Raw genomic sequence first — 14,880 nt, 5'->3', positions numbered from 1 at the left:
GAAGACTTGAATGAACCTGACTCCGCGCGAAAAAGACAAGCTGCTCATCGCCATGGCGGCGATGGTGGCGCGCAAGCGGCTGGAGCGTGGCGTCAAGCTCAACCACCCGGAGGCGATCGCCTTGATCACCGACTTCGTCGTCGAAGGCGCGCGCGACGGCCGCCCGGTCGCCGAACTGATGGAGGCCGGAGCGCATGTCATCACCCGCGCGCAGGTCATGGACGGCATCGCCGAGATGATCCACGATGTTCAGGTCGAGGCGACTTTTCCGGACGGCACCAAGCTGGTGACCGTGCATGAGCCGATCAGGTGAGGCGCCGTAAAGTGAGGAGAGACGGATGCTGGATCTCAGGCCCAATTGCGAATGCTGCGACAAGGACCTGCCGCCGGAAGCGAGCGATGCGCTGATCTGCACCTTCGAATGCACGTTTTGCGCAGCCTGCGCCGAGCATGTGCTTGGCGGCGTCTGTCCGAACTGCGGCGGCAATTTCACGCCGCGCCCGATCCGGCCGGAATCCAAGCTGGCGAAGTATCCGCCATCGACCAAACGCGTGCTCAAGGCCGAAGGCTGCGGCCCACGCAAAGCCGCTTGAACAAGCAATCAGAGGTAGCCAGACATGATCTCAGCTTCGACGAAACGCACCACGCTCGCCACCATCTTGCTGTTGGCCGCGGCGATGCCCGCTTATGCCCATGTCGGCGTCGGCACGACTTCGTCCTTCGCCGCCGGTTTTGCGCATCCGCTGTCTGGCCTCGACCATATGACGGTGATGATTGCCGTCGGCTTGTGGGCGGCGCTGAAGGGCGGCAAGGCGATCTGGGCATGGCCGCTGGCCTTCGTCGGCGTCATGCTGGTCGGCGGCGCGCTCGGCATGCTGCATGTGCCGGTGCCTTTCGTCGAGCCGGGCATCCTTGCCTCGGTCGTCGCGCTTGGCCTGCTGGTGGCGTTGGCGATCGACCTGCCGGTCTCGGTCGGTGTGGCGATCATCGGCCTGTTCGCGCTGTTCCACGGCCACGCGCATGGCACGGAAGTGCCCGAGAATGCCGGTGGCCTGGATTATATGGCGGGTTTTGCCGTCGCCACGGCTCTGCTTCACGGCATCGGCATCGCCGCCGCCCTCGGCCTGGGCCTGCGCTTCCGCGGCCTGGTGCGCGCTGCCGGTGCCGCCTGCGCGGCGGTCGGTGTCGGCCTCGCCTTCGGCGTTTTGTGAGGGTTGCGATGATTCCGGGCGAAATCATTCCCGCAAAGGGCGATATCGAGCTCAACGAGGGCCTGCCGACGGTGACGCTCAAGGTCGCCAACAGCGGCGACCGGCCGGTCCAGGTTGGCAGCCACTATCATTTCTTCGAGACCAATGAGGGCTTGAGATTCGACCGCGAGCGCGCCTGCGGCATGCGGCTCGACATCGCCGCCGGCACCGCCATGCGCTTCGAGCCCGGGCAGGAGCGCGATGTCACGCTGGTGCCGCTCGGGGGAAAACGCGAGGTCTACGGGTTCCAGCAAAAGGTGATGGGCAAGCTGTGAGGTCCGCCGCCGCGCTCAGATCACTTCGGCGGCCATCATTTCGGGGGCTTGGCGGCGGCGTAGATGACGATCTTGCCGGGATTGGCGAAGTCGACGGCAAGCACATCCTCGGCCAGCACGCGCCGCGAATCGATCGCGTTGAACAGCAACGCATTTGCCTCGATCTCCTGGCGCAGCTCGGCGACGTCATCCTTGTGCTGCTTCACTTTGTTTTCGATCGCAGGCGGCGGCCCGCCCTCGCTGCGCGCCGCATCGGTGAGAAAAATGATGTCGACCGTGTCGAGCTTGGTCGTCTTGCGAACCGCGCCGATGTTGTCGCGCGTGCTGTCGATGGCGCGGATGACTTTGCCGGCCTCCGCGCTGGAGAGGGCCTCTTCCTGACGGACGGCGGAATCGACGATCGCGGCGGCAGGATTGCTGTCCAAGGGTTGCGCCGCGAACGCGGTGTCAGCGGCCGTGACGAACAGCGTGACCGCGGCCGCGACAGGCAACATTCTGGTCTGATGCGAGAATCCCATCGTCGCTCGCTCCTGATTGGGCTTCGGGCGGGGCGAAAAAGACCAAACGACTCGTCTCAGGCAGAAGTTCCCTTGCATATGGCGCCGGCGGACCCGCGTCGGGCCCGCCACCGCGCGAAATCAGCTCGCCTTCTTGGTGATCAGCGTCAGCGCCCCGCTGGGCTGCAGGCTGGCGGCGATGACCTGTGCCGAACTCATTCCCTTGGCCTGCAGTGCGGACTTCACTTTGGGCGTAGCCTCGATCGATTGACGCAGCGTCTGCAGGCCGGCGTCGCCGCGCTGCGCCACGATCTGGTTGACCTGTGTCTGCGTATCCTTGGGCAATTCGGTGATGTCGACAATGCTGACGCTCTGGATCGCCGGCACCGCCTGAGCCTTCGGAGCGGCGGGTGCGGCCGGAGACGGGCTCGGCGTCGGCGTGGATTGCTGGGCACTGGCGGCGCCAGCCATCATCAGCGTGGCGGCCGCAGTGAAAATTATCGTTTTGCGCATGGATATTCCTTCCATCAGTTTGGCCATCAGTTTGGCAAATCGTCGTCCTGGAATGGCCCCGCCCGCGTGAACCGCCCGAGGGGAACGTCCAAATGGGAACGCAAGGTGTCGCTGGGCGGGTCATTGCGTGACCATTGGATGGCGACAATGTGCGCCCCACGCTTAACCAATCTCACTTTCAGGAGCAGTCGCTGATGGGCAGAATAACCCGCGCCGCCTATGCGCAGATGTATGGCCCGACGGTCGGCGACAAGGTGCGCCTGGCCGACACCGAACTTTTCATCGAGGTCGAGAAGGATTTTACCGTTCACGGCGAGGAAGTGAAGTTCGGCGGCGGCAAGGTCATCCGCGACGGCATGGGCCAGAGCCAGGTGGCGCGGGCAGGCGGCGCGGTCGATACCGTCATCACCAACGCGCTGGTCGTCGATGCGCTGGCCGGCATCATCAAGGCCGATATCGGCCTCAAGGACGGCCGCATCGCCGCGATCGGCAAGGCCGGCAATCCGGACACGCAAAGCGGCGTCACCATCATCATCGGCCCGGGCACGGAAATCATTGCCGGTGAAGGCAAGATCCTGACGGCCGGCGGTTTTGACGCGCACATCCATTTCATCTGCCCGCAACAGATCGAGGAAGCGCTGATGAGCGGCGTCACCACCATGCTTGGCGGCGGCACCGGTCCGGCGCACGGCACCTTGGCCACCACCTGCACGCCCGGCCCCTGGCACATCGCGCGCATGATCCAGTCCTTCGACGCTTTCCCGATGAACATCGGCCTGTCGGGCAAGGGCAATGCCTCGCAGCCGGCGGCGCTTGAGGAAATGGTGCTGGCCGGCGCCTGTTCGCTGAAGCTGCATGAGGACTGGGGTACGACGCCGGCGGCCATCGACTGCTGCCTGTCGGTCGCCGACGCTTACGACGTCCAGGTGATGATCCACACCGATACGCTGAACGAATCCGGCTTTGTCGAAAACACCGTCGCGGCGATCAAGGGCCGCACCATCCATGCCTTCCACACCGAAGGCGCCGGTGGCGGCCATGCGCCCGACATCATCAGGGTCTGCGGCCTGCCCAACGTCATCCCGTCTTCGACCAATCCGACCCGGCCTTACACCGTGAACACGCTGGCAGAGCATCTCGACATGCTGATGGTCTGCCACCATCTGTCGCCGTCGATCCCCGAGGACATCGCGTTTGCCGAAAGCCGCATCCGCAAGGAGACGATCGCGGCGGAGGATATCCTGCACGACCTCGGCGCCTTCTCGATCATCTCATCGGACAGCCAGGCCATGGGCCGTGTCGGCGAAGTGGCGATCCGCACCTGGCAGACGGCCGACAAGATGAAGCGCCAGCGCGGGTCGCTGCCGCACGAAACCGGCGACAACGACAATTTCCGGGTCCGCCGCTACATCGCCAAATACACGATCAATCCGGCCATCGCGCATGGCCTGTCGAAGGAGATCGGTTCGATCACCGTCGGCAAGCGCGCCGATCTGGTGCTGTGGAACCCGGCTTTCTTCGGCGTGAAACCCGAAATGGTGCTGGTCGGCGGCATGATCGCGGCAGCACCCATGGGCGACCCCAACGCCTCGATCCCGACGCCGCAGCCGATGCACTACCGGCCGATGTTCGGCGCCTACGGCAAGGCGCTGACCAATTCGTCGGTGACCTTCGTCTCCAGGGCCGCCTTCGATGCCGGCCTGCAGGCGAGGCTTGGTGTGGACAAGGCGATGGTCGCGGTCGAAAACACCCGCGGCGGCATCGGCAAGCATTCCATGGTGCTCAATGACGCCACACCGCATGTCGAGGTCGATCCCGAGACCTATGAGGTGCGCGCCGACGGCGAACTCCTGACCTGCGAGCCGGCGACGGTGCTGCCGATGGCGCAGAGGTATTTTCTGTTTTGATGCTGGACCGAAGGTTGGCAGGCCCGCGATTGGCTTGTGGTCGAAAACGGCGCATTATGTGGTGATGAACAAGATCCAGATACAGCGCCGGCATAAGCCTACACCTTATGAGGCCGATTATGCTCAGTGGTGCGCCGAGCAGGGCGCGCTGCTGCGCGAAGGTCGTCTCTCCGACCTCGACCGCGAGAACCTTGCCGAGGAGATCGAGAGTTTGGGGCGGAGTGACAAAAGGGAAATTGCGAACAGGTTGGGCACGTTGCTTCAACATTTGCTCAAATGGGAATTCCAGCCCGAGAAACGCAAAACCGGATGGCTGGCGACGATCCACGAACAGCGATTTCGCATCGAAAATCTCCTCGACGAGAGTCCTAGCCTGAAAGGTTATCCGCAAAAACAACTCGGTCAGGAGTTTAAAATAGCGAGGCTGAAGGCGGTTGATGAGACCGGTCTGAGAGAACGGGATTTTCCCGTGGATTGCCCGTACACGATCAACCAAATTCTCGATCACGATTTTTTCCCAGGCATCCCTTGGTCCTCGGACAAGCTTATCCGTGAATGAAACATCACTTTGAATCGGTCCGCCGCTGACTTCATTGCGTCGAGAGACCTGCTAGTTGCCCATGGCCACCGAAATAGCCTCTCCGCACGATATCTTCCCACATATCCGAATCGTCATGGGCATGGTGATCGGCCTTGGTGTCACGCGGCTGCTCTCCGGCGTCGCCCGCATCGTCCAGCATCCTGGCCAGTACCGGCTTTACGCAGTGCATCTGGCCTGGGTCGGCTCGGTGCTGTTGATGATGGTGCATTTCTGGTGGTGGGAGTTCGGGCTCTATGCCATCCAGACCTGGACCTTCGGCAAATACCTGTTCATCATTTTCTACGCCATCACGCTGTTCCTGCTGTGCGCGTTGCTGTTCCCGGATTCGATGCTCGATTACACCAGCTACGAGGACTATTTCTACTCACGCCGCGCCTGGTTCTTCGGCCTGCTGGCGGCGACCTATCTGCTCGACGTCGTCGACACGCTGCTCAAAGGTCCGGAGCATTTCGCCCGTTTCGGCAACGAATATCTGTTCCGCACACCGGTTTTCGTCGCGTTCTGCATTGCCGCAATCCTGGTGCGCGACCGCCGCTTCCACGTCGCCTTCGTCGCGGCGGCGCTGATCTACCAGATATCGTTCATCCTGCGGCTCTTCGACACCATCGTATGACTGTGGCGGATGGTCTAGAGTCCAGGGAAAGGCAGGGTCCAACCATGTACAAGGCTGTCGGATCGCGCGGATCCCGGGTCAGCCGCGTGCTGTGGATGCTGGAGGAACTCGGGCAGCCCTATGAATTCGTCGAGGTCAAATTGCGCTCGCCGGAAGCCTATGCGCTGAATCCATCGGGCAAGGTGCCGATCCTGATCGACGACGACCTGACGATTACCGATTCCGCGGCGATCTGCGTCTATCTCGCCGACAAGCACGCCGACAAAGGCATGGGCGCCAATCTCGGCCTCGCCGGCCGCGCCGAAATGGATTCCTGGATGCATTTCGCTCAGAGCGAGTTCGAAGCACCGCTGTGGAACAAGCTGCGCCACCGTTTCCTGCTGCCGAAGGACGTCAGGGTCGATGTCGGTCCGGCCGCGGCTTACGATTTCGTCGCCGAGGTGAAGGCGCTGGATCGCCGGCTTGGCGACAAGCCCTTTGCGTTGGGCGATCGGTTCTCGGCCGTCGACGTGCTGCTTGGCGACATGGGCGGCTGGGCGCGCGCCGGCCGCTTCCCGATCGAATCCGAACGCGTCGACGCCTATTTCGACCGCGTGTTATCACGTCCCGCTCGCGCGCGGGCGCAGGCCAATGGCGGAGCAATGGGATGAAACTCAACATCAACACCGATTTCACCAAGTTCCCGCGCGCCGTCTCGGTGCTTGCAGCCGGCGAAGCTGTCTCGGCGGCGCCCTATGACAGGGCGGTGCTCGCCCATGACGAGCGGCATCTGCGCCGCCGCGCCATCGAGACGGCAGCCGGCGACAAGGTGCTGGTCGACCTGCCCGAACCGGTGGCGCTCGGCAATGGCGACCGGCTGGTGTTGGAGGACGGCCGCCAGCTCGAGATCGTCGCCGCACCCGAGGAGGTTTACGACATCCGCGCCCGCGACGCCGTGCATTTGACGGAGCTTGCCTGGCACATCGGCAACCGTCATCTCGCGGCGGCGATCGAGCCGAACCGCATCCTCATCCTGCGCGATCACGTCATCAAGGCGATGCTCGAAGGTCTCGGCGCCACGGTGGTTGAGGTGTCCGAGCCCTTCAGTCCGGTGCGCGGCGCCTATTCCGGGCATGGCCACGATCATGCGCATGACCACCACGATCACGATCATCATGGCCACGACCATCACGATCATGATCACCATGACCATGGCCATCACCATGACTGAGCAGCCTTCCAACGTCTCCCTGTTGCGGTTGATGGCCTGGCTGTCGCCGGCCTTCCCGATCGGCGGCTTCTCCTACAGCCATGGCCTCGAGCGCGCCGTCCATGACGAGCTGATCGGCAACCGCCGGGATCTCGCCGAATGGCTGGAGACGCTGGTCGAGATAGGCTCAGGCTGGAACGACGCCGTGCTGTTCGCCGAAAGCTGGCGCCGCGCGCGGGACGGCGGTGACCTCACGGAGGTCGCCACTTTGGCCGAAGCGCTGGCCGGCTCGCAGGAGCGCCATATGGAGACGATGCTGCAAGGCGCGGCGTTCCTCAAGGCGGCGTCCGCCTGGCCGTCCCTGGTGCTTGAACAATTGCCTGCCGATTGCCCCTATTGCGTTGCCATCGGCGCTGTGGCGGGCAGCCATCGCATTGCACTTCAGGACGCGTTGTCCGCCTTCCTGCAGGCTTTCTTCTCCAATCTCGTGCAGGCGGCGATCAGACTGGGTGTCGTTGGCCAGGTCGACGCCACGGCGTTGTTAGCCGGCTTTGAACGGCTTGCGTTGTCGACGGCCGCTCGGGCTGCCACCTCCAGCCTTGACGATCTCGGCGGCTCGGCTTTCATGTCCGACATAATGGCGATGCGGCACGAAACCCAATACTCACGCCTGTTTCGGTCATGACCTTGCTTGCTTATGCCCTTTCATTCGTCCTGCTCATAATCACCTCGCTGCATGTCTATTGGGGCCTTGGCGGAATCTGGCCGGGCACGGATCAGGCGTCCTGCGCCCACGCCGTCGTTGGCTTTCGCGGTGTCGACGAGATGCCCTCGGCCGTTGCGAGCTTCGCGGTCGCTGCTTGCCTGGCGCTCGCGACGCTCTGGCCACTGGCGCTTGCAGGCGTGTTCGCCACGCCCTTTCCAAGGGAAGGGCTGGCCGCAACGGCGTTGATGATCGGTCTCGTCTTTCTCGGGCGCGGCATTGCCGGCTTCACGTCTTGGTGGCGCAAACTTGCCCCCGAACAGCCTTTCGCCCGGCTCGACCAGCGCCTTTATTCGCCGCTCTGTCTGCTGATCGGGGCGGGCTTCGCAATCCTCGCAATCACGGAGTTTCCGGCATGACCCAAGCCAACGGTCCCCTTCGCATCGGCATCGGCGGTCCCGTCGGTTCCGGCAAGACGACGCTCACCGAAAAGCTCTGCAAGGCGCTGCGTGACGACTTCTCGATCGCCGTCGTCACCAACGACATCTACACCAAGGAAGACGCCATGATGCTCGCGCGGCTGCAAGCATTGCCCGAAGAACGCATCGTCGGGGTCGAGACCGGCGGCTGCCCGCACACGGCCATTCGCGAGGACGCCTCGATCAATTTGCGGGCGATTGCCGAGCTGAACAAAAAGTTCCCCGATCTCGACATCATCTTCATCGAATCTGGCGGCGACAATCTCGCCGCCACCTTCTCGCCGGATCTCGCCGATCTGACGCTCTATGTCATCTCGGTCTGTCAGGGCGAGGAGATTCCGCGCAAGGGCGGCCCGGCCATCACCCGCTCGGATTTCCTCATCATCAACAAGAGCGACCTGGCGCCCTATGTGAACGTGAACCTCGACGTCATGGAATCGGATGCCGGCCGCATGCGCGGCAAGCGTCCCTTCGGCTTCACAGACCTGTCGCGCGGCAAGGGCCTGCAGGAAGTCATCGATTTTATTGTCGAGCATGGTGGGCTGCAATCGGCTCGCCCGGCGGCCTGATCGCCTGACATACCAGTTTGCGGTTGCTGGTCGGCCTTGCGCACGGCATTGTTTGGCAAACCGGAGGATTTTCGATGAGCCTTGCCCGTCTGCAGAAAGAACAATTGACCAACCTGCCTTATTACGAGGAGCGGGTCGATCTCGCCGCGGCGTTCCGCTGGACGGCGCGGCTCAACATGCATGAGGCGGTCGCCAATCACTTCTCGCTGTCGGTCAACGAGGACGGCACGAAGTTTCTGATGAACCCGAACCAGGTGCATTTCTCGCGCATCAAGGTGAGCGATCTGCTGCTGATCGACGCCAACGATCCCGAAACGCTCACCGGTCCCAACGCGCCCGATCCGACGGCCTGGGGTCTGCACGGCGCCATCCACCGCAATGTGCCGCATGCGCGCTGCGCCATGCATGTTCATTCGATCCACGCCACGGTGCTCGCCTCGCTGGCCGACTCGACACTGCCGCCGGTCGATCAGAACTCGGCCATGTTCTTCAACCGCCATGTCGTCGACGCCCATTATGGCGGGCTGGCCTTCGAGGAAGAGGGCGAGCGCTGCTCGCAACTGCTCACCGATCCCAAGGTCAAGGTGATGGTGATGGGCAATCACGGCGTCATGGTCATCGGCGACACCGTCGCCGATGCCTTCAACCGCATGTTCTATTTCGAGCGCGCCGCCGAGACCTACATCAAGGCGCTATGGACCGGACGGCCGCTGCGCACGCTTTCCGACGAGATCGCCGAGAAGACCGCGCGCGAAATGGACGATTACCCCGGCCAGGCCGACCGCCACCTGGCCGAACTCAAGGCCATTCTCGACGAGGAAGAGCCGGTGTATCGGAATTGAGCGGCCATCCTTCTCGCCGTTTACGCTACGCACACGTCTTCTGTGGCTAGCGTAACGGATCGGCTCAAAGCTTGATTGCCAGGCGTTCCCCCAATCCGTCGCTGCTTCGCAGCGCCACCTTTCCCCCCTCCGGAGGGAAAGGAAGGGAGCGTTGCTGGACGAGCGTTGACGGCAAAAAGCTTGGCGCCTTTCCTCTACCCCGTCGATCGGGGGAGAGGTGGCTCGGCGAAGCCGAGACGGAGTGGGGGTCGATCAGCGCGAGATTGGGCAATACATGCGCCATGCTGAAGGGCGGATGAGGGGCAGCGCCGACGTCGGTAGGGCCAGCTCAGAGTCCCAATTGCGCCCGCAATTCCTCAGCGCTGTTGATCACGATCGCGCCAGGCGGTCCTGCCATCGGCGCTTCTGGCCAGAAGATCGTCTTCATGCCGGCCGCCAGCCCGGCCATGGCGCCCGTGAGGCTGTCGTCGACGGCAAATGCGTCTGCCGGCTCGACTCCGGCCAGATAGGCGGCGCGCAGGAAGGGCTCGGGAAGCGGCTTGCCGTCGATCACATCGTTGCGGCTGACCGTTAGCATGCCTGGATAAGTGAGGCCTACGGCGGTCAGATTGGCGTCGACAATCAGCCGGTCGGAATTCGACACCACGGCTTGTTCGACGCCGAGCGCCCGCAATTCGTTGAACACCTCGATCGCGCCGGGGCGCGGCTTCAGCGTCTCGGCCATCGGCAGATAGTGATCGTATTTGCGCACGATCCAGTCGTCGAACGGCAGTGACAGACCGAACTGGTCGCGCAGCATCTCGTAGACCGGCCATGCGGCGATACCCAGTACCCGCTCATGCAGGTCGTGCGGCGGGGCAATGCCGACGCTGCGCAAGGCCGCCGCAAGTGCTGCCGCATGCAATGGCTCGCTGTCGACCAGCGTTCCATCCATGTCCCAGAAAACCGCTTTCGGCGTCATGCGAGGCTCCTTTGCCCGATCACTTAATGCGTTTCGTCGTCGAGATAAACCGTCCCGCCGCAAATGGCCGGAGCAAGGTCCGAACGATCTTGCGGCAGCGTATGATGCGAGCAAGCAATTGCTCTTTTGACAGACAATTGCGCATCTGCATATTCCTTGTAAGCTATAGCGCCCTTGCCGACATGGCACGGGCTGGGAGGCAGGACGTTGAGTTCGCGACAGGAAACCGGCAGCACCAGGTTGGACGACGCCGCGCGCGCCGGCTGGCTCTATTATGTTGCCGGCAACACGCAGGACCAGATCGCGGCGAAGCTAGGCATTTCCAGGCAGACGGCGCAGCGGCTGGTGTCGCTCGCCATGTCCGAAGGCCTGATCAAGGTGCGCGTCGATCATCCGATCGCCAATTGCCTCGATCTTGGGTCTCGGCTGAAATCGCGTTTCGCGCTCGACCTGGTCGAAGTCGTGCCGAGCGATCCGACGTCGTCCTCGACGACGATCGGGATTGCCGAGGCGGCCGCGGCCGAGATCGAGCGCCGGCTGCGCTCGGAAGCGCCCATCGTCATGGCGATCGGCACCGGGCGCACGCTGAAAGCCGCCATCGAGCAATTGCCGCCGATGGAATGCCCGCAGCACAAGGTAGTGTCCTTGACCGGCAACATCTCGCCCGACGGCTCCGCCGCCTTCTACAACGTCATCTTCACCATGGCCGATCGCGTCAAGGCGCGCTCCTTCCCGATGCCGTTGCCGGTCATCGCGTCTTCTCCGGAAGAGCGCGAGATGCTGCTCAACCAGCCGATGATCCAGCCGACGCTGGCGCTGGCGGCGGAAGCCGACGTCACCTTCGTCGGCATCGGCGACCTCGGCCCGAAGGCGCCACTTTATGAGGACGGCTTCATTTCCGAAAGCGAGTTGAAGGCGCTGCAGAAAGCAGGCGGCATCGCCGAGATCGTCGGCTGGGTGTTCGATCGCGAAGGCCGCATGATCGAAGGCATCACCAATGACCGTGTGTCGTCCGCCTCACTGCCGTCGCGCGAAAGATCGCTGGTCATTGCTCTGGCCATGGGCGAGCGCAAGCTGCCGGGCATTCTGGCGGCGGTCAACCGCCGGCTGGTCAACGGCCTCATTACCGACGAGCGGACGGCGGAAGCCTTGCTTGCAGGCGCATGATCTCCGAGCTTCCAGGCTCAAGCTATCCGCCGAACGCACCGAAAACAACATCCGCCTATCGACGGGGCCCGCGCGGATCGTTGCCGTCGAGAAAACCCATGTCGCGCTGCAGGTGTTCCGACAGGTAGCGGACGTCGACATGGTTGCGTCTGCGACCGGTAAGACGCGAGAACTCACGCACCAGCAGGGAAAGCCAGCTGGGCGTCGCGTTGGAAACGAGCTTTTCCTGTACTGTGGTCATGATCGTCCACCTGCTTGAATTGGATTGATCGTCGACCCCAAATATCGGGTTGGCTGGTTCGTGCTTCCAATCAAACCTCGATCATGACCCATAAGGAGGCCTTATGCCTGATCTGAACCCCCCGCAGCTCGCGCAGCTGCCGCCGCTGCAGGCGATCAAGGTGTTCGAGGCCGTGGCCCGGCATCTTTCCTTCACCAAGGCGGCGCAAGAGCTCGGCATGACCCAGGCGGCCGCCAGCTACCAGATCAAGCTGCTCGAGGAGCGCATCGGCGCGCCATTGTTCCTGCGCCGTCCACGGCAGATCGAATTGACCGAGCCCGGACAGCGCCTGGCGCCCGCCGTCAGCGAAGCCTTCGCCATTCTGGGCCAGGCCTATGCCGCGGCGCGTGGCGGCGCCGACGGGCTGCTATGCGTCACCACGGTGCTGACCTTCGCATCGAATTGGTTGGCGCAGCATCTGGGCGCGTTCCAGCTCGCCCATCCGGCCCTTGCCGTCCGGCTCGACACGTCGAGCCGCCTGACCGACTTCGCCCGCGAAGATGTCGATCTCGCGATCCGCTCCGGCGGCGGCAAGTGGCCGGGGCTGGAGGCGCACAAATTGCTCGACGCCGATTTCACGCCGATGCTGAGCCCGAAGCTCGCGGCAAGCATCGGTGGCCTCAAGGAACCGGCGGACCTTCTGCGCCTGCCGATCCTCGACCCCGGCGACATCTGGTGGACCCAGTGGTTCGAGGCCACCGGCGTGGACGCGCACGATCTTGCCAGGCGGCCGGGCTCAAGCATGGGCGCACAGGCCTATGAGGCGAATGCCGCGATCGCCGGCCACGGCGTGGCAATCCTCACCAGGGCGCTGTTCAAGAACGAACTGGCCGACGGCCGCCTCATCCAACCCTTCGACTTCGTCGGCGACGATGGCCATGCTTATTGGCTGGTCTATCCAACGGCGCGCCGTAATGTGCCCAAGATACGCGCTTTTCGCGACTGGATCCTGGCCGAGATCGCCTGCCGGTAGGCGTCAGGCTCGCGGCAGTTCCTGGCGGCTGGCGCTCAAGGGGCGATGCTCCGGTTAACCATGGCCTGGAAAAACACTGTCGACATCATCGTCCGCGCCGGCCGCGCGCTTGCCGCTACTCAAGTCGCCTTGGATCAATCGACCGGGGAATCAGGATTGATCCGCGAGGTGGCCTGGTCGATGAAAGCCTATCGTGTCGAGGAAATGGAAAACGACACCGTCCGGGCGACCCATGTCATCCGCGCGTTCACCGCCTTCCAGGCTGCCGCGCTGGCCGTCAACCGTGAAGTCACCCTGCGCAAGGACGAGCCCAACTGGATCAGGGTGACGGAGACGTCGAGCGTGGGCAGGCAGCTTCGCGACGGACAGGTCTTTGCGTTTCGCATTGGCGGATATCCACCGCACGGATGAAGCCGCCGGCGGATTCGCGCGGTCGCTTTTCACCGACATGTTCCTTGAGCCGGTGGGCTAAGCCCGCACTCCTGTTCGTTTCCACTTACCCCTGTGCCGGACGCCTGCCGGCCAATGCCTTTATCGTCCGGTCGTGCTGCATTGCAGCATCGATTCCGCCTTGACATAATTCATATCAAGTGAGTAATTGCCCATAGCCAAGGCAAATGCTCACTTTGGTTTATGGGAGGAATTCATGAAACTGCGCACGCTCACTTTGGGCTTGTTGTCGGCCAGCGCTCTCGCTTTCGCCGCACATGCCGAATCCATCACCATCGCCACCGTCAACAATGGCGACATGGTCCGCATGCAGAAGCTGACGGACGACTTCACCAAGGCCAATCCCGATATCCAGCTCAACTGGGTCACGCTCGAAGAGAACGTGTTGCGCGAGCGCGTCACCACCGACATCGCCACCAAGGGCGGCCAGTACGACGTCATGACCATCGGCACCTACGAGGTTCCGATCTGGGCCAAGCAGAGCTGGCTCCTGCCGCTCGACAAGCTCGGCGACGACTACGACGCCAAGGACATCATTCCGGCCATCGCCGGCGGCCTCTCGGTCGACGGCAAGCTCTATGCCGCGCCCTTCTATGGCGAGAGCTCCTTCGTCATGTACCGCAAGGACCTGATGGACAAGGCCGGCCTCAAGATGCCCGATGCCCCGACCTGGGACTTCATCAAGCAGGCCGCCGACAAGATGACCGACCGCGCCAATGGCGTGAATGGCGTCTGCCTGCGCGGCAAGGCCGGCTGGGGCGAGAACATGGCCTTCCTGACCGCCATGTCGAACTCCTTCGGCGCCCGCTGGTTCGACGAGAACTGGAAGCCGCAGTTCGATCAGCCCGAATGGAAGAAGACGCTGCAGTTCTATGTCGACCTGATGAAGGCCGATGGCCCGGAGGGCTCCTCGTCCAACGGCTTCAACGAGAACCTGGCCCTGTTCCAGCAGGGCAAGTGCGGCATGTGGATCGACGCCACCGTCGCCGCTTCCTTCGTCTCCGACCCGAAGAACTCGACCGTCGCCGACAAGGTCGGTTATGCGCTGGCGCCGGACAACGGCCTCGGCAAGCGCGGCAACTGGCTGTGGGCCTGGTCTCTGGCCATTCCGGCCGGCACGCAGAAGGCTGACGCGGCGGAGAAGTTCGTCGCCTGGGCAACCAGCAAGCACTATGCCGAGCTGGTCGCTGCGAAGGAAGGCTGGGCCAACGTGCCTCCTGGCACGCGCTCCTCGCTCTACGCCAATGCCGACTACCAGAAGGCGGCGCCCTTCGCCAAGATGACGCTGGACTCCATCAACGCCGCCGACCCGACGCATCCGACCGTCAAGCCGGTGCCGTATGTCGGCGTGCAGTTCGTCGCCATCCCTGAATTCCAGGGCCTCGGCACCACCGTCGGCCAGCTCTTCTCGGCCGCACTTGCCGGCCAGTCGAGCGTCGACGACGCGCTCAAGCAGGCCCAGGACGCAGCCACCGCGGCAATGACCGAAGGCGGCTATATCAAGTAAGGCTCCTCCCGGTGCCGAAAGCCGGTCGCGTATCATGACCGGCAAGGGGCCGCCCGAAACCCAGTTCGGGCGGCCACTTTTCAAAATCGGGAAAATTCTGGCAC

21 protein-coding genes are annotated in these 14,880 nt (G+C 63.3%); 17 read left to right on the top strand and 4 right to left on the bottom strand.

Going from position 1 to position 14,880, the window contains the following annotated elements:
- Nucleotides 1-10: 10 nt before the first annotated feature.
- The 4 genes from AB6802_RS03065 to AB6802_RS03050 are packed head-to-tail and all read left to right on the top strand — an operon-like array spanning nucleotide 11 to nucleotide 1,525.
- Entirely contained in the window at nucleotides 11-313 is a 303-nt protein-coding gene (locus AB6802_RS03065) for an urease subunit gamma (protein WP_112097128.1), read from the top strand.
- A gap of 25 nt (nucleotides 314-338) precedes the next feature.
- On the top strand, nucleotides 339-593 hold the full coding sequence (locus AB6802_RS03060) for a DUF1272 domain-containing protein (RefSeq protein WP_371008527.1): 255 nt from the start codon (nucleotides 339-341) through the stop codon (nucleotides 591-593).
- Between the two features lie 24 nt (nucleotides 594-617).
- Nucleotides 618-1,211 carry a HupE/UreJ family protein gene (locus tag AB6802_RS03055; protein ID WP_371008526.1) on the top strand — a complete coding sequence of 198 codons (594 nt, stop codon included), beginning with the start codon at nucleotides 618-620 and terminating at the stop codon, nucleotides 1,209-1,211.
- Nucleotides 1,212-1,219: 8 nt separating this feature from the next.
- A complete protein-coding gene (locus AB6802_RS03050; protein ID WP_371008525.1) occupies nucleotides 1,220-1,525 on the top strand; it encodes an urease subunit beta in 306 nt (101 codons plus the stop codon).
- Between the two features lie 35 nt (nucleotides 1,526-1,560).
- Here AB6802_RS03050 and AB6802_RS03045 read toward each other — a convergent pair whose 3' ends face one another.
- Entirely contained in the window at nucleotides 1,561-2,043 is a 483-nt protein-coding gene (locus AB6802_RS03045; protein ID WP_371008776.1) for a hypothetical protein, read from the bottom strand.
- Nucleotides 2,044-2,163: 120 nt separating this feature from the next.
- Nucleotides 2,164-2,535 carry a hypothetical protein gene (locus AB6802_RS03040; protein WP_371008523.1) on the bottom strand — a complete coding sequence of 124 codons (372 nt, stop codon included), beginning with the start codon at nucleotides 2,533-2,535 and terminating at the stop codon, nucleotides 2,164-2,166.
- Nucleotides 2,536-2,729: 194 nt separating this feature from the next.
- Here AB6802_RS03040 and ureC point away from each other — a divergent pair, with 194 nt between their 5' ends.
- From ureC to AB6802_RS02995, 9 genes are all read left to right on the top strand, one after another.
- The gene (ureC, locus tag AB6802_RS03035) at nucleotides 2,730-4,442 is read left to right on the top strand and encodes an urease subunit alpha (protein ID WP_371008522.1); all 1,713 of its coding nucleotides are present in this window, start codon (nucleotides 2,730-2,732) and stop codon (nucleotides 4,440-4,442) included.
- 64 nt (nucleotides 4,443-4,506) lie between these two features.
- The gene (locus AB6802_RS03030; protein ID WP_371008521.1) at nucleotides 4,507-5,001 is read left to right on the top strand and encodes a DUF29 domain-containing protein; all 495 of its coding nucleotides are present in this window, start codon (nucleotides 4,507-4,509) and stop codon (nucleotides 4,999-5,001) included.
- A 61-nt stretch (nucleotides 5,002-5,062) separates the two neighbouring features.
- Nucleotides 5,063-5,656, top strand: coding sequence for a hypothetical protein (locus AB6802_RS03025; RefSeq protein WP_371008520.1), 594 nt, complete (start codon nucleotides 5,063-5,065; stop codon nucleotides 5,654-5,656).
- 44 nt (nucleotides 5,657-5,700) lie between these two features.
- Complete coding sequence (locus AB6802_RS03020) at nucleotides 5,701-6,306, top strand: glutathione S-transferase family protein (RefSeq protein ID WP_371008519.1); 606 nt, start codon at nucleotides 5,701-5,703, stop codon at nucleotides 6,304-6,306.
- Nucleotides 6,303-6,866: an urease accessory protein UreE gene (gene ureE / locus AB6802_RS03015; protein WP_371008518.1), complete on the top strand. Its 564-nt coding sequence runs from the start codon at nucleotides 6,303-6,305 to the stop codon at nucleotides 6,864-6,866. The genes AB6802_RS03020 and ureE overlap by 4 nt, the downstream gene beginning before the upstream one ends.
- A complete protein-coding gene (locus AB6802_RS03010; RefSeq protein WP_371008775.1) occupies nucleotides 6,859-7,530 on the top strand; it encodes an urease accessory protein UreF in 672 nt (223 codons plus the stop codon). Before ureE ends, AB6802_RS03010 begins: the two co-directional genes overlap by 8 nt.
- Entirely contained in the window at nucleotides 7,527-7,967 is a 441-nt protein-coding gene (locus AB6802_RS03005) for a DUF3995 domain-containing protein (protein WP_371008517.1), read from the top strand. The genes AB6802_RS03010 and AB6802_RS03005 overlap by 4 nt, the downstream gene beginning before the upstream one ends.
- Entirely contained in the window at nucleotides 7,964-8,596 is a 633-nt protein-coding gene (gene ureG, locus AB6802_RS03000) for an urease accessory protein UreG (RefSeq protein ID WP_371008516.1), read from the top strand. The genes AB6802_RS03005 and ureG overlap by 4 nt, the downstream gene beginning before the upstream one ends.
- 74 nt (nucleotides 8,597-8,670) lie before the next feature.
- Entirely contained in the window at nucleotides 8,671-9,438 is a 768-nt protein-coding gene (locus AB6802_RS02995) for a class II aldolase and adducin N-terminal domain-containing protein (protein WP_371008515.1), read from the top strand.
- Between the two features lie 328 nt (nucleotides 9,439-9,766).
- Here the strand turns inward: AB6802_RS02995 and AB6802_RS02990 are convergent, their stop codons facing one another.
- Nucleotides 9,767-10,399: an HAD family hydrolase gene (locus tag AB6802_RS02990; RefSeq protein WP_371008514.1), complete on the bottom strand. Its 633-nt coding sequence runs from the start codon at nucleotides 10,397-10,399 to the stop codon at nucleotides 9,767-9,769.
- A gap of 207 nt (nucleotides 10,400-10,606) precedes the next feature.
- Here AB6802_RS02990 and AB6802_RS02985 point away from each other — a divergent pair, with 207 nt between their 5' ends.
- Nucleotides 10,607-11,566: a sugar-binding transcriptional regulator gene (locus tag AB6802_RS02985; protein ID WP_371008513.1), complete on the top strand. Its 960-nt coding sequence runs from the start codon at nucleotides 10,607-10,609 to the stop codon at nucleotides 11,564-11,566.
- Between the two features lie 55 nt (nucleotides 11,567-11,621).
- Here the strand turns inward: AB6802_RS02985 and AB6802_RS02980 are convergent, their stop codons facing one another.
- Nucleotides 11,622-11,807 (bottom strand): hypothetical protein, encoded by a 186-nt coding sequence (locus AB6802_RS02980; RefSeq protein ID WP_371008512.1) that lies wholly within the window; start codon nucleotides 11,805-11,807, stop codon nucleotides 11,622-11,624.
- A 103-nt stretch (nucleotides 11,808-11,910) separates the two neighbouring features.
- On the opposite strand from AB6802_RS02980, the gene gcvA reads away from it, so the two are divergent.
- The 3 genes from gcvA (at nucleotide 11,911) to AB6802_RS02965 (ending at nucleotide 14,776) form a co-directional block, all read left to right on the top strand.
- On the top strand, nucleotides 11,911-12,819 hold the full coding sequence (gene gcvA, locus AB6802_RS02975; RefSeq protein ID WP_371008511.1) for a transcriptional regulator GcvA: 909 nt from the start codon (nucleotides 11,911-11,913) through the stop codon (nucleotides 12,817-12,819).
- Nucleotides 12,820-12,879: 60 nt separating this feature from the next.
- Nucleotides 12,880-13,230: a hypothetical protein gene (locus AB6802_RS02970; RefSeq protein ID WP_371008510.1), complete on the top strand. Its 351-nt coding sequence runs from the start codon at nucleotides 12,880-12,882 to the stop codon at nucleotides 13,228-13,230.
- Nucleotides 13,231-13,465: 235 nt separating this feature from the next.
- Nucleotides 13,466-14,776 (top strand): sugar ABC transporter substrate-binding protein, encoded by a 1,311-nt coding sequence (locus AB6802_RS02965; RefSeq protein ID WP_371008509.1) that lies wholly within the window; start codon nucleotides 13,466-13,468, stop codon nucleotides 14,774-14,776.
- Nucleotides 14,777-14,880: the final 104 nt, after the last annotated feature.

It is taken from the genome of Mesorhizobium sp. RCC_202, assembly GCF_041355295.1.
Lineage (GTDB): Bacteria > Pseudomonadota > Alphaproteobacteria > Rhizobiales > Rhizobiaceae > Mesorhizobium.
Note: the sequence above shows the minus strand (reverse complement) of the source record. Positions and strands in the feature narration are given on the sequence as shown.